The 24,083-nt window shown below is 37.2% G+C and carries 18 protein-coding genes; all 18 read left to right on the top strand.

Going from position 1 to position 24,083, the window contains the following annotated elements:
• The first annotated feature begins 322 nt into the window (after positions 1 to 322).
• The gene (gene tagH, locus H5116_RS12450) at positions 323 to 1,633 is read left to right on the top strand and encodes a type VI secretion system-associated FHA domain protein TagH (RefSeq protein WP_024595401.1); all 1,311 of its coding nucleotides are present in this window, start codon (positions 323 to 325) and stop codon (positions 1,631 to 1,633) included.
• A gap of 15 nt (positions 1,634 to 1,648) precedes the next feature.
• The gene (gene tssJ, locus H5116_RS12445) at positions 1,649 to 2,113 is read left to right on the top strand and encodes a type VI secretion system lipoprotein TssJ (RefSeq protein ID WP_024595400.1); all 465 of its coding nucleotides are present in this window, start codon (positions 1,649 to 1,651) and stop codon (positions 2,111 to 2,113) included.
• A 15-nt stretch (positions 2,114 to 2,128) separates the two neighbouring features.
• Positions 2,129 to 3,457 carry a type VI secretion system baseplate subunit TssK gene (gene tssK / locus H5116_RS12440; protein ID WP_024595399.1) on the top strand — a complete coding sequence of 443 codons (1,329 nt, stop codon included), beginning with the start codon at positions 2,129 to 2,131 and terminating at the stop codon, positions 3,455 to 3,457.
• A gap of 21 nt (positions 3,458 to 3,478) precedes the next feature.
• Positions 3,479 to 4,759 (top strand): type VI secretion system protein TssL, long form, encoded by a 1,281-nt coding sequence (tssL, locus tag H5116_RS12435; protein ID WP_024603626.1) that lies wholly within the window; start codon positions 3,479 to 3,481, stop codon positions 4,757 to 4,759.
• A 9-nt stretch (positions 4,760 to 4,768) separates the two neighbouring features.
• Positions 4,769 to 8,281, top strand: coding sequence for a type VI secretion system membrane subunit TssM (gene tssM, locus H5116_RS12430; RefSeq protein WP_182716268.1), 3,513 nt, complete (start codon positions 4,769 to 4,771; stop codon positions 8,279 to 8,281).
• Positions 8,263 to 8,991, top strand: a complete 729-nt coding sequence (tagF, locus tag H5116_RS12425; RefSeq protein ID WP_024595080.1) for a type VI secretion system-associated protein TagF — start codon at positions 8,263 to 8,265, stop codon at positions 8,989 to 8,991. The genes tssM and tagF overlap by 19 nt, the downstream gene beginning before the upstream one ends.
• Positions 8,984 to 9,781 (top strand): protein phosphatase 2C domain-containing protein, encoded by a 798-nt coding sequence (locus H5116_RS12420; RefSeq protein ID WP_182716267.1) that lies wholly within the window; start codon positions 8,984 to 8,986, stop codon positions 9,779 to 9,781. The genes tagF and H5116_RS12420 overlap by 8 nt, the downstream gene beginning before the upstream one ends.
• Before the next feature lie 220 nt (positions 9,782 to 10,001).
• On the top strand, positions 10,002 to 11,117 hold the full coding sequence (gene tssA, locus H5116_RS12415) for a type VI secretion system protein TssA (RefSeq protein ID WP_154902980.1): 1,116 nt from the start codon (positions 10,002 to 10,004) through the stop codon (positions 11,115 to 11,117).
• Between the two features lie 16 nt (positions 11,118 to 11,133).
• Positions 11,134 to 11,637: a type VI secretion system contractile sheath small subunit gene (gene tssB / locus H5116_RS12410; RefSeq protein ID WP_024594566.1), complete on the top strand. Its 504-nt coding sequence runs from the start codon at positions 11,134 to 11,136 to the stop codon at positions 11,635 to 11,637.
• The gene (gene tssC / locus H5116_RS12405) at positions 11,634 to 13,124 is read left to right on the top strand and encodes a type VI secretion system contractile sheath large subunit (protein WP_024594567.1); all 1,491 of its coding nucleotides are present in this window, start codon (positions 11,634 to 11,636) and stop codon (positions 13,122 to 13,124) included. The genes tssB and tssC (H5116_RS12405) overlap by 4 nt, the downstream gene beginning before the upstream one ends.
• A 36-nt stretch (positions 13,125 to 13,160) precedes the next feature.
• Entirely contained in the window at positions 13,161 to 14,687 is a 1,527-nt protein-coding gene (gene tssC, locus H5116_RS12400; RefSeq protein WP_182711777.1) for a type VI secretion system contractile sheath large subunit, read from the top strand.
• Positions 14,688 to 14,689: 2 nt separating this feature from the next.
• Positions 14,690 to 15,457: a type VI secretion system accessory protein TagJ gene (locus H5116_RS12395; RefSeq protein WP_182716266.1), complete on the top strand. Its 768-nt coding sequence runs from the start codon at positions 14,690 to 14,692 to the stop codon at positions 15,455 to 15,457.
• 17 nt (positions 15,458 to 15,474) lie between these two features.
• Positions 15,475 to 15,960 (top strand): type VI secretion system baseplate subunit TssE, encoded by a 486-nt coding sequence (gene tssE / locus H5116_RS12390; protein WP_024594570.1) that lies wholly within the window; start codon positions 15,475 to 15,477, stop codon positions 15,958 to 15,960.
• A complete protein-coding gene (gene tssF, locus H5116_RS12385; protein WP_024594571.1) occupies positions 15,957 to 17,783 on the top strand; it encodes a type VI secretion system baseplate subunit TssF in 1,827 nt (608 codons plus the stop codon). Before tssE ends, tssF begins: the two co-directional genes overlap by 4 nt.
• Positions 17,780 to 18,769, top strand: a complete 990-nt coding sequence (gene tssG, locus H5116_RS12380) for a type VI secretion system baseplate subunit TssG (RefSeq protein WP_182716265.1) — start codon at positions 17,780 to 17,782, stop codon at positions 18,767 to 18,769. Before tssF ends, tssG begins: the two co-directional genes overlap by 4 nt.
• 22 nt (positions 18,770 to 18,791) lie before the next feature.
• On the top strand, positions 18,792 to 21,395 hold the full coding sequence (gene tssH, locus H5116_RS12375) for a type VI secretion system ATPase TssH (protein ID WP_182716264.1): 2,604 nt from the start codon (positions 18,792 to 18,794) through the stop codon (positions 21,393 to 21,395).
• Positions 21,396 to 21,645: 250 nt separating this feature from the next.
• The gene (locus H5116_RS12370; protein WP_024594574.1) at positions 21,646 to 22,125 is read left to right on the top strand and encodes a type VI secretion system tube protein Hcp; all 480 of its coding nucleotides are present in this window, start codon (positions 21,646 to 21,648) and stop codon (positions 22,123 to 22,125) included.
• A gap of 73 nt (positions 22,126 to 22,198) precedes the next feature.
• Positions 22,199 to 24,076 carry a type VI secretion system Vgr family protein gene (locus tag H5116_RS12365; RefSeq protein WP_182711773.1) on the top strand — a complete coding sequence of 626 codons (1,878 nt, stop codon included), beginning with the start codon at positions 22,199 to 22,201 and terminating at the stop codon, positions 24,074 to 24,076.
• Positions 24,077 to 24,083 lie beyond the last annotated feature (7 nt).

Here is a 24,083-nt window from a genome sequence, read left to right as displayed (position 1 = left end):
TTATTGAAATATCGTTTATTTACTGTTTATTTTTATAAACAGTGTAAGCCTACAGGCATTGTTTTATAACACTTCTAGGGGCTTAAAATGAATAAAATGTAATGCTAATTATTAAATAACAATTTTTTAAATGGGAACATACAAAATATCTTTTGTAAGCTTTGAAAGGGCTTTTTTATAGAGGTTTTGTTTAATTTAATTTATTTAAATTTGAGCTTTTGTATGGTTGAGTATATTTTTATATATTAATTTCAATGTTGACAATAGTTTCTCTTCTACTTTATCCTAATGAGAATGTAGATTTATGGGACTAACTTATCAAATGGAACTGATACTAAACATCACTAGTTATCATAGACTCTCTCCAGAAATTGAAGCAACTAAAACAGTAAAAGACTCTCTAATATTTGGCCGTTCAGAAGCATGTGATTGGCATTTTCCTGATCCTGAAAAAATCATTTCTAGTAAGCACGGACGCATAGTTAAAGAGGGCGACTCTTTTTATGTTTACGATACATCTACAAATGGTACTTTTGTAAATTTTGGTGTAGCTCCATTAGGTCAAGGCAATAAACAACGCTTGTCAAATAGTGATACGATCACTGTGGGTGATTTTCAGATAGAGGTAAAATTAGCTACTAATGAAAAAACAGCTGACACCGATTATGGTAATTTAAGCGCTGCAGCTAGTATTAGCAAAGAGCCAGAAAGGTCTTATCAGCATCCTACGGAGCATTTTTCTGAGCCAGAACAGTACTTTAATGAATCAATAATGGATGAGTCTATGCCTGCAGTTTCTATGACTCAGGCCAGTGACCTTAATTCAGCTAACCAAATACCGGAAAACTGGGATGAGCTTGCTCACTTAATGAACCCAGAAGCTGTAACTCAACAAGCACCCGTTGTAAGTAAACCACAACAAAAACCAGCTGTTGAGCAGCAAACTTCAGTTAATACACCAGTACTAGATACGCCTGTAACTAAACCTCAAGCAGTAAAGCCTGCTCCTAAACCAGTAGTGCAAAAAAATCCAACATCGCTTAGTGAAGATACCGCTTTAACTGATGCTTTTTTAAACGGGCTGGGGGTTAAAGCTGAGTTACAAAATTCATTAAACTCACAAGAACTTTGGTTTGAAATGGGCCAAGGGTTAAATCTATTACTGACCGAGTTGATGGAGTCTCTTCGCCAAAGAGCGCTTGTAAAAAACCAATTGCGTTTAAACCAAACGATGTTTCAAACTCAACAAAATAACCCAATTAAGTTTTCGGCAGATATTGATGACGTTATTCAGAATTTATTCATCAGAAATAGTGCAAGCTTCCTGTCGTCTCAAGAATCAATCAAAGAAAGCTTTGTTGATACGCGAAGACATGAACATGCTTTATTAGCAGGAGCTGACGGCGTATTAAAAGGGATGTTAGAGCAAGTTTCTCCCCAACATATAAATCAACAAATAAATGATAATTCTAACGTATTAAAAATCATCCCTGGTCAAACAGAGGCTAAGTGCTGGAAGCTATACAAAAATTTATATGATGAGTTATCTCATGATGTAAATAGTAAGGGAGCTATGGCGTTGTCAGATGATTTCTTAAAAGCATACAACGATAGAATTAAAGAATCGTTCTAGAAAGGAAAGTAGATAATGAACAAATTTAAGCTCTTTTTAATGAGTTTCAGTTTACTGTTTTTAGCCATGGGTTGTTCAACTGTTAATAAGTTTGTGCCTCCTTCTACGGATCTAAAAATTAATGTGTCTAAAAATGTAAATCCAGACACGTCAGATAGACCTTCACCGGTAGTAATGAAAATTTTTGAGCTTAGCTCGAGAACAATTTTTGATACTCAGGATTTCTTTAGCCTGTATGAAACACCTGAAAAACTATTAGGCCCGGACTTATTAAAAAAAGATGAATTAGAATTACAGCCAAACTCTGTTCAAAAATATAAAATGAGCTTAAACCGCAATACACGATATGTTGGTGTTGTTGTCGCGTACAGAAATATCGATCAAGCACGATGGAGAGCTGTAATCGAAGTTGACCCAACTGGCTATGACGATATAGATGTAAATGTTGAAGCAATTGCTACATACATGAGAGAGCAGTAAAAAAGGATTTGTACAATGAGTGATAACACTCGTGTTGCTTGGACCGAAGGAATGTTCTTAAGGCCGCAACACTTTCAGCAGTCAGATAAGCATTTTTCGCATTTAATTAAGCAAATTTGTAATGGGAATTTAGCAGATCCTTGGGGCATACTTGATATAAGTATCGATACTCAGCTATTAAGCTCAGGCCAATTTGCTATTGAGTCATTGTCAGCTATTACCCCTGATTTGCTACCTATCGATATGCCTCAATCTACCTCTTTGCCTGAGCCTTTAGTGGTGGGCAAAGATGTTTATGATGAAATAATTTATTTAGCGGTTCCTGCACTAAAAGCCAGTGGTATTAATATTTCATCTTTAGATGAGGATATTGTTACGCGTTATAAACTAAACGACTTATCTGTAAGTGATGACTCTTTAGGTGCACAAGCTCAAGAAATTATTCAAGTAGCTAAGGTATTTAGTAAGCTAGTATTGTCATCAGACGACCATGCAGGCTATATATTATTGCCACTTGCACGCATTGTTGAAGTTAGCAGTGAAGGTCAAATTAAGCTCGATCCAAAGTATATACCAGCATCGTTAAAAGTAGGTCAGTGTAAGCCATTACTTGGTTTAGTGAGAGAGATTGGCTCAATGATCAAGCAGCGCTCAGAGAGTATTGCTGTTAGATTGTGCCAAGGTTATGCGGGAAGTACCTCTGTAGCTGATTTTATTATGCTGCAAACATTAAACAAGTATGACGCTGTTTTTGAAAACTTATTATCAGTTAATAATCTTCATCCAAGCGTTCTTTATACTCGTCTAATAGAGCTTGCTGGTGAGTTATCTACTTTTAGTACCGTAAACAAAAGAGTGCCTAAATTACCTAAGTACGATCATAAAAACTTAGGCCCGGTATTTAGTGAAGTAATAAACTTTTTATACCAATCTTTAAGTCATGTAATTGAGCAAACTGCTACGGAAATAAAGTTAGAGCAAAGCAAGTTTGGTATTTCTTTTGGTGCGCTCAAAGACAAATCAGTACTTAGCTCAGGTCAATTTGTATTGGCTATTAAAGCCAGTGTTCCTCACGAGGAGCTTCGTAAGATATTACCTTCTCAAATTAAAATCGGTAGTGTTGAGACAATCCGAGATTTAGTAAATAATCAAATCCCAGGTATTACAATCAGTAACTTACCAACGGCACCGCGTCAAATTCCTTACCATGCAGGTTTTCATTATTTTGAATTAAATAAACATGGCGAGCATTGGGCAAAACTTCATTCAAGTGGTGGTATTGCTATTCACTTGTCAGGAAATTACCCCGAGTTACAACTAAGCCTGTGGGCAATAAGAACTTAACTTTTAAAAGGAAGAGTTTCAATGGACGAAACCATTATAAAACCACGTCCTGGTCGATTAGGGCGTGATGCCTCAAATAATCCTCAAGTAGATAATGATCCAGACAAAACAGTCATGTCTGTTGAGCCTGTTGCAAGTAGTATTCCTAGTAATGCAAAGGTTTCTATATTTAGAAACCCATTAATGGAAGCCGCAACAGACTGTTTCTCTTTGGTTATTTCAATTAGAAAATCAGTTGAGATGACTAACTTAGCTGCGTTAAAGCATCGATGTGTAGAGGCTATCAAACGTTTTGAAGTCGAACTACGTAATCAAAATTTATCAAAAGATGTAATCAAAAACTCTCGTTATTGTTTATGTGCAATTTTAGATGAATCAGTTTTAAACTCTAAATGGAGTTCTATGGAATGGGCTGACGAAAGCTTGCTTTCGACATTTCATAAAGAAACTTTTGGCGGTGAGTACTTTTATACTTTACTTGATAATGCATTGGCCCAGCCTGAGCAACACAAAGCCTTTTTAGAGCTGCAATACCACTGTTTAAATTTAGGTTTTAAAGGTAAGTACAGACTAGATACTGTGGGTGACAATAAAGTAGAAGAATACCGCTCACAAATGTATCACTTATTAAATCAATTAGATGGGCCAATCAATAATAAGCTTTCTCCTAACTGGAAACAAAGAGTAGCCGCTGGCGTAGAATTAAGAAATCAGGTGCCATTGTGGGTTATTTTTTCTGTTTTAGGCTTACTTTTACTTACCGTTTATTTATTTATAAATATGAAGCTAAATGATGATGTTATGGCTGTTAGTGACAAGCTTGCTATCATTCATCCTGTAGCTGAAGACCAAGCAGTAGATAAAAAAGATCAGCAGTTACTTGTACTAGAGCAGCTATTACAAACTGAGATTCAAATGGGGATTGTGACGATAAAGAAAAATATCGATAGGATCAGAATCTCTATTAATAGTGAGAGCCTTTTTAATCAAGGTGACTCTAAATTATTACCTTCATTTCAGCCTATTTTAGAAAAACTAGCGTTAAGCCTTGAAGGAACTAAAGGACGTATTTTAATAACCGGCCATACAGATGACACACCAATTAGAACTGATAAGTACCCTTCTAATTGGCACCTTTCTTTAGCGCGCGCAACTCAAGTTGCAAACTCTATGGCTAAAAGTACAAACCTCAGTGGGCGTTTATGGCCCGAAGGTAAGGGCGCAGCAGAGCCTATTGCCAGTAATTCAGATTCAGCTTCTCGGTCATTAAACCGACGAATTGAAATCGATTTATTATTTTAAGAGGCTGAAATGAGTTTTTCACAAAAAATAAAAAAAGTGACCTACGCACTTACATCTCGTACGGCAATGCTAATTATCGGCTTTTTAGCTTTATCATTATTAATTTGGTTTGGCGGCCCATTAATCGCGATAGCTGACTATGTACCACTACAAAGTATTGCAGCAAGACTGTTTACTATTATATTGGTTTTATTGGTTTTTTCTGTGTCTAAAATTTATCGTCTTGTGCAACAAAGCAAACGAGACGAAAAAATGGCTGATGAGTTAATTGATAGTAATAACGATACAAATAGCTCTGAAGTAAATGAAGAAATTACTACGCTTAAAACGCGAATGAACGAAGCTATCGATCTTTTAAAAGACGTAAAGCTGTTCAAAGGTAAAAATATTTACCAGTTGCCATGGTACATAATGATAGGCCCACCAGGGGCTGGTAAAACTACCGTTATTCATAACTCAGGACTTGATTACCCGCTAAAAGACAAACTAGGTGTTGACTTGGTTCATGGTGTTGGCGGTACTCGTAATTGTGATTGGTGGTTTACCAATAAAGCAGTTTTAATTGATACAGCTGGGCGCTACACAACGCAAAGCAGCCATGCAAAGCATGATTCACGTGCATGGGAAGGCTTTTTGGGATTACTTCGTAAGTACCGTCCTCTTAGGCCTATTAATGGTGTAATGATCAGTATGGGTATTTCTGAGCTGATGAGCCAGACCAAAACTGAGAGAAACCTACATGCTCGTGCTATTAAACAGCGCTTACAAGAGCTGCAAAGCCAATTAGGCATGACCTTTCCTGTTTACGTTATTTTTTCTAAAGTTGATTTAATTGAAGGTTTTAGAGAGTTTTTTGGCGAATTAACCGAAGAAGAGTGTGAGCAGGTTTGGGGCGTAACCTTTGAACTTGATTTAGATAAAGACACGCAAGTAGATGCTTTCAACAAAGAATTTCACTCATTAATTTCTAAATTAACTGAAATGTTAAATCGTAGATTAATTAATGAAAGAAACGAAGAAATTCGCGCTAAGATATTTGAATTCCCTAGGCAGCTTCGTGTTTTACAAGGTGTAGGAGATGCTTTTTTAAAAGAAATATTCACTCCTAATGCATACGAAGAACTACCAATGTTTCGTGGTGTTTACCTCACAAGTGCAACGCAAGAGGGTACCCCATCTAGCTTTTTAAACGAAGCAAACGCAGGCGAATCTGGATACATTAACCAATCTAAAAGCTTTTTTATAAAGAATGTATTAGAAGGTGTAATTTTTCCAGAGCAAAACTTAGCAAGTACTAACAAACATCATGACAAGCAAAATAAATGGCTTCGTGTTGGTAGCATAACGCTTGCATGCACAGCTTTACTTGGTTTTTCAACATCGTGGTACTTTAGTTTTGCTTGGAATAGTAACTTAATTTCAGAGACTGAAGATGCGATTGCAACGTACCAAGAGCTTGATACAGCCTCATTTGACCGTAATAACTTACTAGTACTAAACGACAGATTAAAGGCTCTTAGAAACTTACCTGCAAGCAACCCTGAACTTGTTAATACACAAGAGTCTAAATCAATTGGGTTTGATAAACTAAATGAAATAAAAATGGCTTCTACACAAGCCTACGACCGTTCATTACAAACGTATTTAGAACCGTTTATTGCAAGTACCTTAATTAAAGAAATGGAAGCTCATCCTGAGCACTTAAGTTATTTATACGAAACACTGAAGTGTTACCTCATGTTGTTTCAGCCTGAATACTTAGAAAGTGAAGATATAACGGTTTGGTTTAACGCTTATTTAGAGCGTAACTTACCAGGCGATAAAAATATGCAAACCAGAGTAGAGCTGATGGAGCATGTTGCTACATTACTTGAAAACGGTGTTAGCCAAATTGAAATTGATAATCAAGCAGTGCGTGTTGCGCGAGCTGAGCTAACTAAGCTACCAATTGCTGAGCGAGCATATCAACGATTACAAGCCGACTTCCTAGATAGCAGTATTCCGCCATTTAGGCTTACAGACATTATTAGTTTTGAAAGTGCGCAAAAATTTACTTTTAGAAATGACGGTGAGCTTACGCGAAGTATCCCTGGCTTATATACATTTAATGGTTTTCACGGCATTTTTAATGTTGAGAAAAGTAAAATGCTTGGTAATTTAATGGCAAGTAGCTGGGTGTATGGTGAAGAGGCAACGGGCACTTACGATATTTCTAAAGATGAGATTGAGAAGAAACTAGAGCAGCGATACTTTCAAGATTATATCTATTATTGGCAATCATTTATTGATGATCTGAGCCTGAATCAATATAGCTCTCCGGCTGAGGGGGTTAATATTACTGATGCCTTAGCTGGCTCTGAAGCGCCTATTAAAAATATTATCACTGCAGTACAAAAAAATGTGCAGCTAACTAAATTGCCAGTATCTGATAACCAAAAGGCTGCAGGTAAAATTGCAGCAAATGCTGCTGAAATAGCTATGCAAACCAAAGCTAATCGTATCAAGCGTTTTTTACCTGACGAAGCCCCTAAATTTGATATTAAATTACCGGGTCACCAAGTTGAAGAAGCCTTTGAAGATGTAATAAAAATTGATGCTCAACAATTAGATAATATTCAGAAAAATCTAAGAGAGTTAAACGTTTACTTAACCAAACTTGATAGAGGCGATCAATTAAAGTCGTCAATTAAAGACCAAATTAGCGGTAAAAGTAAGCCTAGCTTTATTCGTCAGCTTGAGTTTCAAAGTCGAGATTTACCTTACCCGTTTAATAGTTGGCTGTTAGATATAAGTAGAGATACTAGTAACATAACTAAAAATAGTGCCAACAGACATTTAAACGAGATGTGGAAAAGTAAGGTGCTACGCGAATATAACGCTGCAATTGTTGGCCGTTATCCGTTTTCTCCATACGCAGATAAAGAAGTGAATATGAAAGATTTCACTCGATTTTTCGGCCCAGGTGGAACAATTGATAGCTTTTTCACCAACTATATTGCGCCAAGTGTAGATATGAGTTCAACGCCATGGAAATTTGAAAAAGATATAGGTATTAGCCGAGATACATTAGCGATGTTTGAACTGGCAAATCAAATTCAAACAGTCTTTTTTGATGGCGGAAGTGCAACACCAAGAATTGAGTTTGGCTTAAAACCATTAGAATTAGACCGTACCATCTCTAGCTTTATGCTGGAAATTGATGGTCAGTCAATGACTTACAGGCATGGTCCACTTAGGGTAACAAATTTTGTATGGCCTGGAGCAAGTGGCCAGAGTAAAACACGAGTTGTATTTACTCCTCCAAATGGTGGTCGTTCTATAAATACAACTTACCAAGGTGAATGGTCGCTATATCGCATGTTAGACGAGTTAAGTGCTAAAAGATCAAAAACACGTGAAGACTTAGAGTTACATTTTTCACTCATGGGAAACAATGCGAAAGTCGAGTTATTGCCTAAATCAATCAGGCATCCATTTTGGAATAAAAGTGTAGAGAAGTTTTCATGTCCGACCCGATTATAAATATTGGTTATCTTGGCAAGGTACCTAGTTTAGGTGATTTTGTACAAGATAGCGTTTCGAAAGAATTTTCAGAGCATTGGGAGCAGTGGCTGCAAGCAGCCATTGCAGTGAGTAAAGAACAGCTAGGTGAAGTATGGCAAGATAATTACTTAATTGGACCAGTATGGCACTTTGCATTATCGCCAAACATTGTTGGTGACAAAGGCGTTATGGGGACTCTATTACCGAGTATGGACGCAGTAGGTAGGCACTATCCCTTCACAGTTGCTAGCACATTAGAATTTGCACCTATTGATGTTTTAAACTCAGGTGTGTTTTCTTTAGAGTATGAAGACACTGTATTAAAAGTGCTTGATAGTTCGGTTGATTTATTTTCTTGGCGTAAAGAGGTTGCTAAGTCTCTAAGCTCTATAGCAGGAGTTAAAAAGCAGGTTAGTTTTTTAAATTCTGTAGATAAAAATAAAAGTGCAGAAGCATTTGAGTTCTCAGGTGATGAGTTATCAAGTCAAGCCCTCCAAGATGCAATGCATGCTCTTTTGTTAAAAAAACACGGTGATTACAGCGTTTGGTGGACACATGGCTCTTATAATATAAAACCTATGGTACTCATAACGCCTGGCTTGCCTGCGGTAAATCAAGTTGCAGCAATGTTAGATGGAAGGTGGAAACACTGGGAATGGAACTTTACACAGGTAAAAAATAGTGATTAGCAAGTTTAGTACAAGTTATGCAATTACCCACCGAGGCGCTGTGAGGCAGCTTAACGAAGATGCGCATGTAGAGATAAATAACCATAACTTATGGGTTGTCGCAGATGGGATGGGAGGTCACGAAGCAGGTGAAGTTGCCAGTCAGCTTGTTGTAGATGTAATAAGAGCAAAAGTTGAAGAGCTACCACTTGAGAAGCTTGAAGTATCTCACATAGTTGAAGCCATTGAAGATGCGAATAGGCAATTAAACGAATATAGCGCCCAATATTTAGGTAGCAAAACCGCAGGAAGTACAGTTACTGCCTTATTTCTTAAAAATAATAAGTACTATGTTTTGTGGGTTGGTGATAGCAGAGCTTATATGCTTCGAGATGGTCAACTTAAACAGATATCGAGAGATCACAGCCAAGTAAACGATTTAATTGATGAAGGGATTATTTCAGTAGAAGAAGCCAAGACACATCCATTATCAAATGTAATCACAAGAGCTGTGGGTGTAACTGCGGATGTAAAAGTAGACGTTATTCAAAATGAAGTAAAAACGGGCGATATATTTTTACTTTGTTCAGATGGGCTCACCGGTGAGTTGTCTGATGAAGACATATGTTTATCGCTAGAGCCTAGTAGCATTATTGATTCTGGTATGGCGCTTATGCATTCATCATTAGTTAGAGGTGCAAGAGATAATGTGACCTGTATTTTAATTAAGTACGATGAAGGATACGCTGGTAATAAATCAGAAACATTCAACATTCAAGATGAAGCTACTATCCCGCTTTTTTCTAAATAACGATTTTAAGTTAAAAAATTTGGTTTGTATTTTATATTTGAGTTTTTACTTTAATTACATCTATTAATTAATAAGTATATTAAATTTTAATTGTTTATATAAAGGCAATAATTAAGGTTTAAACTCAATTGTAACTAGGCTTGTAATTTATTATAAAGAATGTAATATGAAATCCGCTCCGCTTTATTGGAGTTTTATGGATAATTATTAGGACGACGGAATGTTTTTATTTGAAGAGTATATTTCCCCTATTTCAGACACCGAGGTTGCAGGTATTGATCCTCGCTCAGATGTCTCGCCTACGTCGACTTATTACGCCTTAAAAGATTTAAGAAACCAGCTTCGCGCAGCAGAAAGAAATGCATTAGTGGATGAAGAAGGTATTTCCTCACTAGCAAGAGATTGGCTTCCTTTATTAGAGCAATGTAGCAAAGCAATAAAAACACAAAGCAAAGATATCGAATATTTAGCTTGGTTTATTGAAGCACTTTGTCGAATTCATGGCTTCAAAGGCTTAGCTTTTGGTTTTAAAGTTGCTCATAACTTGCTCGACAATTATTTTGATGAATTATACCCGTCACTCGATGACGATGATGAAGTGTCAGACAAAGTATCTGCATTGGTTGGCCTTAATGGTTCAGCAGGCGAAGGTACATTAATAATCCCGATAAAAAGTATCTATCTGACCGATAGCGCCAGTATGGAGTCATATTCTTTTTGGGAATATCAGCAAGGCTATGATATTTCTCGTTTAACAGATGAGAAAAGAGAGAAAAAGCTTAATTTAGGTGCTGTTGACTATGAGCTCATTGAAAGAAGTGCTGCAGAAACAAGTACTGAATTCTTTGTTACTTTAAAACAAGACATTGAAAACGCGATTGAGCAATTTGCTTTATTAAGCGAAGTATTGGATAGAGTAACTGGACAGCCACAGCCAACATCAAATATAAAACAAGCATTAGCAGTTAGTCTTGCTGCTGTTGAGCATGTTGCTGCAGATAAGCTTGAAGCTGCTGATAAGGCAAAAGCTGCATTAAACGAAGTGCAAGAAGTGGTTCAAAGTGAAGACGACGACGGTCAAAGTGTTACAGAGCAAGTTGTAAAAGTTAATCACGAAATTAACTCAAGAGAAAGTGCGATTAATAAACTCAAAGAAATCGCTACTTTTTTTAGAAAAACAGAGCCGCACTCACCTATGTCGTACACCATAGAACAAGTAATTCGATGGAGCGAATTGTCGCTGCCTGAATTATTAAATGAATTAATTACAGATAGTGATGCTAGGACTGGGTACTTTAAGTTGTCTGGCATTAAAATCAGCGAAACTGAAACATAAGTAAAAGGAGTTCTCTATGAGTATCCATGATAAATTAAAACGAGTTCGTAAGCCTCGCGTACACATCACTTATGATGTGGAAACTGAAGGCACTGCAGTAAAAAAAGAATTACCATTTGTTGTTGGTGTTATGGGCGACTTCTCTGGTGATAACACAGAAGCATTAAAACCACTTAAAGATAGACGATTTGTGCAAATAGATCGTGAAAACTTTAATGACGTTTTAAAGCGCATGAGCCCTTCACTAAAATTATTAGTTGATAATACGCTTAATGATGATGGTTCTGAATTTGAAGTAAAACTTAACTTTAAATCGATTGATGACTTTGAACCAGCAGCTGTTGTAAATCAGGTTGAGCCATTACGTAAATTAATGGAAACACGTAACAAGTTACGCGATTTAATGACTAAGATTGACCGCTCTGAAGAATTAGAAAACGTGCTTGAAGAAGTACTAAGCAACACAGCAAGCTTAGATACAATCGCAAAAGAGCTTAAAATAGAGGAGACTGAAAAATGAGTACAGAGCAACTAAGTACTGAATTAGAGTCTACCTCAGAAGCAACGTCTTCACTATTAGAGCAAGCTATTGGCGCAACTAAGCAAACCGATGCAAGCCGTGCAGAAGAGTTACTTAAAACACTGACAGAAGAAGCCTTAAAAGGGACTGTTCAGTGGAACAAAAACATGACAGTGACGTTTAATGAAGCAATTCAATTAATCGATCAAAAGATCTCAAAACAGCTAAGTGTAGTAATGCACAGCGAAGAGTTTCAAAAGTTAGAAGGCTCTTGGCGTGGATTGCACCATTTAGTAATGAATTCTGAGACAAGCTCTACACTTAAAATTCGTATGCTAAATATGAAGAAAAAAGAACTTCATAAAGATTTGAGCAAAGCTGTTGAGTTTGACCAAAGCCAAACATTCAAAAAAATCTATGAGTCTGAGTTTGGTACTCCAGGTGGCGAACCATACGGTACTATCGTTGGTGACTTTGAGTTTACTAACCACCCTGAAGATGTTGAAACATTAAGCCTAATGTCTAATGTTGCAGCCGCTGGTTTCTGTCCATTTATTTCAGCTTCATCGCCATCATTATTTGGTTTTGATAACTGGGAAGAGCTAACCAAACCACGTGATTTAGAAAAAGTATTTGAATCTCTAGAGTACACTAAGTGGCGTTCATTCAGAGACAGCGATGATTCGCGTTTTGTTTCATTAACTATGCCTCGTTTCTTATCTCGCCTACCTTATGGTGCGGCTTCTAAACCAGTTGAAGAATTTAACTATGAAGAGTTTGAAGTTGAACCAAAAGATGGCCGTTCAGTAAGTACTGATAACAGTGATTACTGTTGGAGTAATGCAGCCTACGCTATGGCAACAAATATGACCAAAGCATTTGCTCAATACGGTTTCTGTACTGCAATACGTGGTGCTGAAGGCGGCGGTAAAGTAGAAGGTCTTCCTACGCATATCTTCACAAGTGATGATGGCGATCCAGATCTTAAATGCCCAACTGAAATTGGCATTACAGATCGTCGTGAAGCTGAATTAAGCAAGTTAGGTTTCTTGCCTCTTTGTCATTACAAAAATACAGATTATGCAGTATTTTTTGGTGGACAAAGCTGTCAAAAACCACAAATTTATTCAACTCCAGATGCCACAGCTAATGCGGCAATATCTGCACGTCTACCTTACCTTATGGCAACGTCTCGCTTTGCTCATTACCTAAAAGTAATGGCGCGTGATAAAATTGGTAGCTTTATGGAAGCTGAAGACGTTGAGTCTTGGTTAAACCGCTGGATCCTTTCGTATGTAAATGCGACTGAGGGTGGTGGTCAAGATATCAGAGCACGTTATCCTCTAGCAGATGCAAAAGTATCAGTTAAGGAAATTCCAGGTCAACCAGGTGCATATAATGCAGTTGCATGGTTACGACCTTGGCTACAAATGGAAGAGCTTACTTCTTCTTTACGCCTTGTAGCTAAAATTCCAGAGATCGGTTAATTAACTGATCTTTAGCGTTAAGGATAATGCAGTAGAATGAATCACGAAGAGTTTTCATTTATAAATCAAGACTTCGCTTTTGTACAAAAAGCGCAGTCTAGAATAAGTGATAATGAGGCTTTACTCGATAGGTTTTTAAACGAAAAAAACCTAGATAAAGCCTTGTTGTTATGGCTTGAAGGTTCTTCAGATTCACCTATATCTTGGACTAAAGAATCACTTGGTCCTTATTTACAGCGCGTAATTGTTGAACTCGATCAACTCATTTCAGAACAATTAAACCTAATAATTCATAATGATAGATTTCAAAAGCTAGAAGCCAGTTGGCGTAATCTTTGGTGGCTGATACTTCAAAGCGAACAATACGACAAAGAAAATAAAGTAAAAATAAAAGTATTGAACTGCGATTGGGCAACACTCTCTAAAGATGTAAACAAAGCTATTGATTTTGACCAAAGCCTATTTTTTCAACTACTTTATCAAAGTGAGTTTGATAGCGCAGGTGGCGAGCCATTTGGTGTAGTAGTAGGTGATTATGAAATTAGTAACATGTGCTCAGCAGGCACAATTTATAATGACATAGACACAATAAAAGAAATATCTAGAACCGCTGCCGCTGCTTTCTCTCCATTTATTTGCTCAGCTTCTCCTAACTTATTTGGTGCAGATAACTTTTCTGATTTAGGCTATTACGCAGACTTATTTGACCAGTTTGAACAACCCGAATACGCTAAATGGCAGAGCTTTCGAGCGATGGAAGAATCTCGTTTTATTGGGCTTACGCTTCCTCATGTATTAGTTAGACCGCCATATAGCAATGATGGAAAACGTCATCAAGATTTTTACTTTAAAGAACAAATTAAAGACCCTGAAAGCGATATGCTTTGGGGCAATGCAGCATATCAATTTGTATCTACCTTAATAAGAGCATATTGCGATAGTGGCTGGTTTGGGCACATTCGCGGTATTGAGCCGGGTAAAATTTCAAAGGGTCTGGTTACAGGGCTTGCGAGAGACAGTTTTGCAAACGACACTTATCAAAAAGAAGCAAAGCCACCACTAAACTTATTAGTAACAAGCAAATTTGAAAAGCAATTTTCTGAACTTGGCTTTATTCCAGCATCATCAGTGACTAATACAGAACACATTGTTTTTTATAGTAATGCATCGGTTCAAAAAACCAAAAATTATGAATCAAGCGCCGCTAATATTAATGCGCGCTTATCTTCAATGCTGCAATATATTTTGTGTGTATCTCGTTTTGCTCACTATTTAAAGCTATTAGCTCGAGACCGTGTCGGCTCTTATAACACGGCACAAGCTTGTGAGCGAGACCTACAAGCGTGGATAAATAATTATACAACGGCTTCAGATTCCTCCTCCGAGCATATAAGAAGTAAGTACCCGTTAAGTAATGCCAGAATAAAAGTCAGTGAAAATAAAGCCAATCCAGGGCATTACTTTTCTGTTTTACAATTACAGCCACATTTTCAATTAGATCAGATGATCTCCAGTATTAAATTAATTACAGAGCTCAGTCCTCATCATAAAATAAAGGAATAGTCATGAAAAAAATACATAGCTTAATTCGCGAGGGGAAACTTACTGATGCATTATCTTGTTGTGCTACAGAGCTTCAAGATGAGCCATTAAACTTTGATATCAGAAGTATTTACGCCGAATTACTTTGCATAAATGGTGAACTTGAAAAAGCCGATAAACAGCTAGATTTCATGGTACAAAAAAATCCAGAATTTGCAGTAGGTGCAGTAAATTTAAGGCACTTAATTCGTGCTCAGCAATCTCGTGTAGATTTTTATCAAGGTAAAGGCATTCCTAAGTTATTTCATGATGCGAATGAGTTAGACACACTATTTTTGAAAATGCATGTTGCTCTGTTAGAAGGCTCAACCGACGAAGCAGCTCAGTTAGCTCAAGAGATGGAGTCTTTAAGAGTTAGCACAGACGTGGCATCAACAAGAGATCTTGATGATTGCTTAAACCCGTACCTAGAGGTTTTAGGTACTAATGGTGAGTTTTATCTAGCAAACTTTAACGAAATTGAATCGTTAAAAATGGAGCCAGTAGAATCTTTATTAGAAAGTATTTGGTTACGTGTTGAAATTACAATTAAAGATGGTCCATCAGGTACAGCTCATTTACCACTTGTTTATATTAACTCTGAATCGGAGCTTGAAAAGCTAGGTCAAGTGTCTGACTGGGTTGAGTTAAAAGATGAATTTATTATCGGTAAGGGCATGAAAATGCTGTTTGTTGATGATGAGGCTATCACCATCCCAAATTTAAAAATAAGCTCACTTGAAACAGCATAATTTAAGCTTAAGCAACCATGATAGAGCATAAACAGCAGCTTCAAGCATCCATTATAGATAGGCTCATTGACGATGAGCCCGACTTCCAGGATGCGCCATCACGTACCGAAGGCATCACTATTAGTGAGCTTAGAAAAAACGTGCGCAGAGATATTGAAGCTTTGCTAAATGCTCGAATTCAATGGCATACATGGCCAACTCAATACACCGAGCTGGCTACTTCATGTTTGTCTTATGGTTTACCTGACTTTTCGAGTATGTCTGTAAGCTCTCACGAAGGGCGCGCATTACTGTGCGAAACCGTCAGAAATACAATTTTAAAGTTTGAGCCACGGTTTCTTGAAGTAGAAGTGTTTACAGATGAAGAAGTACCTTTAAACAGAGTATTAAATTTAAGAATAAATGCGCTTTTATACGCCGACCCTGAGCCAGAGTTTATTAGTTTTGATTCAGAAGTAGAGCCCGTGAACTTGGGTATGAAAATTATTGAGGCATCATTATGAACGATGAGTTATTGAAGTATTACAATCGTGAATTAGCATTTGTGCGTCATTTAGGTAAAGACTTTGCTGAAAAATATCCAAAAGTTGCAGGGCGTTTAAAGTTAAGTGAAGATCATATTGAAGACCCTCATGTCTCAAGATTAATAGAATCTTTTGCATTTTTAACTGCCAATATTAGGCAAAAGCTCGACGATAGTTTCCCGGAGTTAACGGATGCTTTGCTAGGGCAAATGCTACCAGATTACCAAGCGCCAATCCCATCAATGTCAGTTGTTAAGCTCGAAGCTGAGAACTTATCTACGGCAGGGGTGGTTATACCAAAGGCAAGTGAAGTAGAAACTAACGTTGACTCAATGAAGCAATGTAAATTTCAAACGTGTTATGAAACCTACCTTTGGCCTGTTGAAATAACAAATGTGCAATTTGATAATAGCCCATTTGTAGCGCCGAAGCCTCGCTGGCAAGAAAAAGCAAAATCTATTTTCAAAATAGAATTAACAGGTGAGTATAAAGGGGTTTCGCTTGCAGAAACTGGCCTTGAAAAATTACGGATTTTTATCAATGGCCAATGGCATCATACACTTAAAGTTTACGAACTACTGTTCAAACATAGTATTGGTATTGCTATAGACAATGGCGATGAAGGTATTAGATATCTGTCAAAAAACCAATTAAAAGCAGTGGGCTTTGATTCTAACGAGGCTGTGGTTCCTTATTCGCAGCGCTCATCTGCAGGATATCGTTTGCTCGTCGAAAATTTTACTTTTCCTGAGAAGTTTAGGTTTTTTGAGCTTGAAGGCATTCTTTCATCACTGCCTAAGCAATCTAATAAATGTAGTATTTATATTTACCTAGATACTGAATCTGCTGAGCTTGAAAAGCAAGTAGATAAAGATATGTTCTTATTAGGCTGTACACCAATAATAAACTTATTTGAACAAGAGCTTGAGCCAATACGACCTGAGATCAGTGAATATGAATATCAGTTAACACCGCGTTATATGGACTCGGAAATATCAGAAGTAATTGGTATATCAGAAGTTATTGCATTTGATCATAAAGGCAATAAACAAATTGTTTCGCCTTTTTATGGTCAAACACATCCTAAATATCATGGACATGATGATTTGTTTTGGCATATTCGTCGAGAAACTGCTTCTTGGGCTGGCGGTTATGTAGAGTCAGGAACCGAAACATTTTTATCGTTAGTTGATGCTACTTTTGAAAATAGTGCGATGGAATATGGTGACGGAAACTCTGTACTTACTGTGCGCGCAAATTGTAGTAATCGCAACCTACCAGCAAGCATGCCATTTGGTGATGACGAACTTGGTTTATTAATGCCTGAGCGCGGCGATGTAATTAAAAAAATTAGATGTTTAACGCCATTTACTCATGCAGTGAGACCTATATTAGCTGATGCAACACGGTGGCAGTTAGTTAATCATTTAACGCTTGATACCTTTAGTGGTGAAGACGCATGTAATAAGCTTAAAGAAGTTTTGCGTTTATACGATTTTAGAGCATCACCACAAACTAAAGGCATGATAGATAATATTTATAGAGTGGTAATAGAGCCTTCAACTGCCCGTGTGATTCAAAAAGGTAAAGTAAGCTTTGCAACAGGCAGCGAAATTGAAATTACATTTGCTAACGATGATTTTTCTGGCAGCGGCATGTTCTTCTTTGCATCAATACTTGATCACTTTTTTGCTCAATTTGCAGCAATAAATAGCTACACGCGTTTAAGTTTAAGGCTTAAAGAGCAAGAACAAATTTATTATCAATGGCCTGCAAGAGTGGGTGACTGTCCGTTATTATGATAAAGCAAATAATCTCACAAGCTTCTCAAATTGACTTTTACAAAGCTGTTTTCATAATTGAAAATCAGCTAAAAAAGCGTGGCTTAGATTATCGACATGTCGGTTACGACAGTAATCCAAAGCAAGAGTTGATTAAGTTTACAGCTACCCAAAAGTTTGGTTATCCAGGTAATGCAATTACCAAATTAGAAGAAACTGGTTTTGAAGACGGTATGCATAAAGTAACTATGCAGGTTTCTTTTATGGGGCTGACGGGTTGTTCAGGCGCTTTACCCCAGTTTTATAGTGAACTTGTGATGCAGCGTTTACGCTATAAAGATACAACCATGCGTGACTTTTACGACATGTTTAATCATCGTTTAGTCTCACTGTATTACCGCGCTTGGAAAAAATATAAGCCTTCGCTTAATCACGTTAATAAAGAAAAAAACAAAGACCCATACACACAAATACTCGGTTTATTAAGTGGTGGCTATAACGAGCACCAACTGCATTTTTCAGGTTTATATAGCCGTAAAATTAGAAATGCATTTGATTTAAAAAATGTACTTTCGTCATACCTAGGTTGTGATGTATCAATCAAACAAATGGTTGGCCAATGGCACGAGTTAAAAGAGCAAGAACAAACCCGTTTAGCCAGCCAGGCATTATATGAAGGCCAGCACGCCCGTTTAGGTGTTGATACCATGATTGGAAATAAAGTATGGGACGTATCTTCTAATATCGAAATCCACATAAAATCAGATAATCCAGATAAAGCAAAACAACTTTTGCCCAAAGGTCCGCTTTTCGAAATAGCTAATCAAATAACAAAAGACTATGTAGGAAATGCTATTAACTTTCGCTTGGTCATTGAGTCAAATTTTCAAAATTTAGGTGCCGCTAAACTTTCAAAAAATGAGTGTCAGTTAGGCGCTAATAGCTTCTTATCTGTACAAGATAACAAATTAAAATCTAACCCTACTAAGTTATCGTTTAAGGGATAATTAAAATTAAAAGGAAAAAAGTATGTCTTCGATGACACTGAATAAACTAGTTGAAAAACTGAGTCCTGATTGCAGAAAAAGCCTAGAAGGTGCTGTTGCTATATGTAATAGTCGCAGTCATTTCACGGTTGAACTTGAGCATTGGTTACTTGCAATGATTGAGCAGCAATTAGATGATGTTAGACTAATTTTTGGCTCGTTCGATATAGATATTGATAAAGTTCAACAGGATTTAAATCAATCATTAGAGTCGTTTAAAACGGGTAGTGAGTCATCTCCTAGTTTGTCAGTGCATGTTACGAGTCTTCTTAAGCAATCTTGGTTAAGTACCAGCATTGAGTTTACAGATAATCAAATTCGTAGTGCATACGTTATTTATACCCTTACTAAAGACGATACATTATCTAGCTTAGTAACACGTTGTAGTAAGTTATTTAATAAAATAGAGCCTGGTCAATTGCTTCATGCATGGCCTGAAATAGTTGCGCAATCTCAAGAGCGCAACCATTCAGTACAAAATGCGTCAACTCAAGCAAATGTTGGTTCTAAAACTCCAAGTTTAGATCAATTTACTGTTGATTTAACTGCCCAAGCACTCGCTGGAAAAATAGACCCTATTCTTGGTCGTGATTTCGAAATTCGTCAAATGGTTGATATTTTAACCAGACGCCGCCAAAACAACCCAATTTTAACTGGTGAAGCAGGCGTAGGTAAAACAGCTGTTGTTGAAGGGCTAGCATTAAGAATTGCTCAAAAAGACGTACCTGCTGTATTACAAAATGTAAAAATTCACAGCTTAGATTTAGCACTATTACAAGCTGGTGCAGGTATGAAAGGGGAATTTGAAAATCGCCTTAAATCGCTTATCAATGAAGTAAAAAATGCGGTAAATCCGGTTATTTTGTTTATTGATGAAGCACATACCATGATTGGTAGCGGTGGTGCAGCGGGTCAAAATGATGCGGCAAATCTATTAAAGCCTGCTTTAGCGCGTGGTGAATTACGCACAATAGCTGCAACTACTTGGGCTGAATACAAAAAGTTTTTTGAGAAAGACGCCGCATTAACACGCCGATTCCAAGTTGTAAAAGTTGAAGAGCCAACCCCTGAAAAAGCGGTGGCAATGTTACGAGGCTTAGTGCCTGTAATGGAAAAACACCACAAAGTGTTTATATCTGAGCAAGCACTTGAAGGCGCGGTGCATTTATCACATCGTTACATTACTGCAAGGCAGCTCCCAGACAAAGCCGTTGCATTACTAGATACAGCTTGTGCACGTGTTGCAATGAGCCAAGCATCTACTCCAAATACTATAGAGCAGCTTGTAAATCGCTTAAGCGAAATAGAAACACAAGTAAAAATGCTTAACAGAGAGCAAAAAACGGGCTTAGATCATTCACAGCAACTAGACACATTAAAAGCAGAGCTAATTACAATTGAAGAGCGATTAGCGCCGTTAAATGAGCAATTTAGTACTGAAAAAGAAATTGTGGCTGAGCTTAATCTAGCTTTAGAGCTTATTAACTCTCAAGATGAAGAGTCATCACAAGAGATACTCGATAAGCTAAGACTTAGTAAAGAGAAGCTAGCCTCTTTTGAACATAATATGGTTCATTGGCAGGTTAACGAAGAGCTTATAGCGCAAGTTATTTCAGATTGGACAGGGATACCTGTTGGCAAAATGCATGAAGATGAAATACATGGCATTTTAAATTTAGCACAGCAAATGAAGCAACGAGTTGTAGGGCAAGACCACTCTCTTGATTTAATAGCTAAAGTTGTTCAAACATCTCGTGCTCAGCTAGCAGATGAAAGCCGTCCTAACGGTATATTTATGTTAGCAGGGCCAAGCGGTGTGGGTAAAACAGAAACTGCACTTTCGCTAGCCCAAGAAGTGTATGGTAGTGAAGAAAACGTCACGGTAATTAACATGTCAGAGTTTAAAGAAGAACATAAAGTTTCTTTATTACTTGGCTCTCCTCCAGGGTATGTAGGTTACGGTGAAGGAGGAATATTAACCGAGGCAGTAAGAAGAAAGCCATATAGTGTTGTACTTTTGGATGAGATGGAAAAAGCACACCCAGGCGTACAAGATATTTTTTATCAAGTGTTTGATAAAGGTACAATTAAAGACGGTGAAGGCCGCGATATCGACTTTAAAAACACAATCATTATTATGACCTCAAACGTGGGCACAGATACCACAATGAGCTTGTTTGAAGACGAAGAAAGTAAACCAAGCATCAAAGGTTTATTAAAGGCATTACAAGATGATTTACTTGCTTCATTTAAACCGGCATTTTTAGGTCGTATTAATGTAATACCTTACATTCCGTTAAGTGACGATATTCTTACTGAAATTGCCGCTATTCAAATAAATAAAATAATTAAACGTGTTAAAAAACACTACAATGCCGAGTTAATTTATAATGACGATGTAATTGAATATATTATTGCTAATTGCCAAAATGCAGGCTCAGGTGCACGTAATATTCACACTATACTTCAAAATAGAGTGCTGCCATTGTTGTCTGAGGTTTTACTTTCTAGCATGATTGACGACAAAGAAATTAATAGTATATCGCTATTAGTAAAAGATAATGAATTTGAACTAGAGCTGAATTAAAGTTTAATTAAAGTTAATTTGAAATAACTTGTTATTAAGGTTGTTTCTTTAGTTTGAGGGCATTATAATTTTGGTGCCTGATATCACTACATGGAATTTTTGAGACATTGTCTTCATCTAAGGAAAGGAATCAGAAGGCCTTTTCATTGCTGTATTAAAGATAATGGTTTCAAAGGAATTTTGGTATATACCAAAGTAAAGAATCCAGTATTAATGGATAACATTGTTTAATAAAAAGGAGCATTATCAAATGCAAGCAAATACATATTTAAAATACGGTTCAATCAAAGGCGAAACTACTGCTGAGTCTTTCAAAGATTTAATTACAGTTTTATCTCTTGATTGGAATGTAAGTCGCGAAATTAGCTCAGCTACTGGTACAGCGATGGACCGTGAGTCAAGCTCTACTCGTCTTGGTGACGTAACAATCACTAAACTTCAAGATAAAGCATCTCCGGATCTTTTCAAAGAAGCGACAATCGGTAAAGGTTTACCAGCTGTTTTCCATATCACTAAGCAAGGTGATAAGGTTGAAGAAATCATGAAAATCGAACTTACAGATGCAATGATTTCTAGCTACTCAGTTTCAGTACAAAATGATCGTCCAATCGAAACAATCACTATCAGCTACACAGAAATGATGATGACTGTTACTCCAACAGACGACAAAAATAACATTACTGCTCCTCTTGTATACGGTTACAGCGGTGTTAAAGGTCAACAAATGTAATATTTGTTACCTTATAATGGCTCTGGGCATTGCTCAGAGCTTTTTTTGATCTTTAGGACGGGAAAAGCAAGGAATGCAAAAAGCAACACAAGATAAAAACGTAATTCAAATTAGCACCCCTGTTGGTAAAGATGCCCTCTATTTAACTCGCTTTGTTGCCCAAGAGGCAATGTCTGATTTGTTTGTTATGTCTGCCAATATGTACACTATTGGTAAACAAATCGCGCACGAAGACTTAGTGGGTAAACCTGTATCTATTAAAGTAAAAAATGCAGATGGCGGTGGTGAGCGTTACTACCACGGCATTGTTAGTCATTTGGTTTCAAATGGCAGCCGTACGGCTGATGTTGACGAGCAAAAAAATTATATAGATTATCAAGCGACGATAGTTCCATTCGCAGCTTCAATGCGCAATCGTAAAAATAGCCGCATTTTTCAAAAGAAAACAATTAAAGAAATATTTGCTGATTTATTTGGCCAACACAATGTTGCCTTTAGCGATAAAACCAGTAAAACCTACCCTAAATATGAATATTGTGTTCAGTATCAAGAGTCTGATTTTGATTTTATTCAGCGCTTATTCCAACAAGAAGGTATTTTTTACTTTTTTGAACACTCAAACAGTAACCATACGCTTGTATTAGCTGATGATATTACGGCTTACGAAGTATGTAATGAAGGCAAAGTTGTATTTTCAACTGGCCATTTAAGCGAATCACACGTATCGCGCTGGCAAGGTGGCTTAAGCATTGCCCCTGGTAGTTTTAAACGTGTTGGTTACGATTTTAAACAGCCATCACGATACCCAGATGGCGAGCAAGCAAACGCTGAACTTCCTACTCAATCGGTCTCTGAAATTTTTGAATACACGGGCGAGCAAGAGTGCCATCCGCGCGCTGCTAATCTAGCGTCTGTGCAGCTAGAGTCACTGCAAAGAGACATGAAGCTTTCCAGTGGGCGCAGTGATTGCCGCTCATTTACTGTAGGTAAGTTATTTAGTTTTAAAAAGCACGAAGACCCACGTCTTGAAGGTAAAACATTTGTTATTACCTCTATGATGACTTCAATTACAGTACCCAACCAATCAGGTTCGCAGCAGTCATCGGTAGAAGAAGTTTATTCAAATCACTTTGAATGTGTCCCAAAAGAAATCCCTTACAGAGCACAAATAAATAAGAAAAAGCCTGTAATAAACGGGGTCCAAACGGCAATCGTAACTGGCGATAGCGCTGATGAAATTATGATTGACCAATATGGTCGTGTAAAAGTGCAATTTGATTGGGACAGAGAAGGCAAAAAAGATTCTAAAAGTTCGTGTTGGATCCGCGTTGCCCAAAACTGGGCTGGTAAAAAGTGGGGGGCTTTTTTCTTCCCTCGCGTTGGCCAAGAAGTACTTGTGGATTTTATAAATGGCGACCCAGATCAACCTATAATAAGTGGGGCCGTGTATAACGCAGACTTAATGCCTCCGTATGCATTACCGGCAGAAAAAACGCAAAGCGGCATAAAAACGCGTTCTACAAAAGAAGGCGGAGCAGATAATTTTAACGAGCTTAGGTTTGAAGATAAAAAAGGCAGTGAGCTGGTTTATCTTCAAGCAGAAAAAGACAAGCAGCTCTATGTTAAAAACGATCAAAACGATAAGACAGATCACGACCACAACATTGAAATTGGAAACGACAGAAAAACAGATATTGCTAACAACGACACCCTTAATGTTGCTAAAAATCGTATTGCCGAAATGGGTAAAAACGATACTTTAAAAGTAGGTAAAACATTAAATATAGAAGCGGGTGATGAAATAGTTATTAAAACAGGCTCTGCACAAATCAAAATGAGCAGTAATGGTAATATAACTATTGAAGGCACTAATATAAATATTAAAGGTAGTAATGTTAAAGTTGACGGCAGTGCTATTACTTTATCAGCTGGAATGATTAAATTAAATTAGTGCAAAT

The organism is Pseudoalteromonas sp. SG45-2, assembly GCF_014164115.1.
GTDB lineage: Bacteria > Pseudomonadota > Gammaproteobacteria > Enterobacterales > Alteromonadaceae > Pseudoalteromonas > Pseudoalteromonas distincta.
This window is presented reverse-complemented; position numbering and strand designations above follow the sequence as displayed.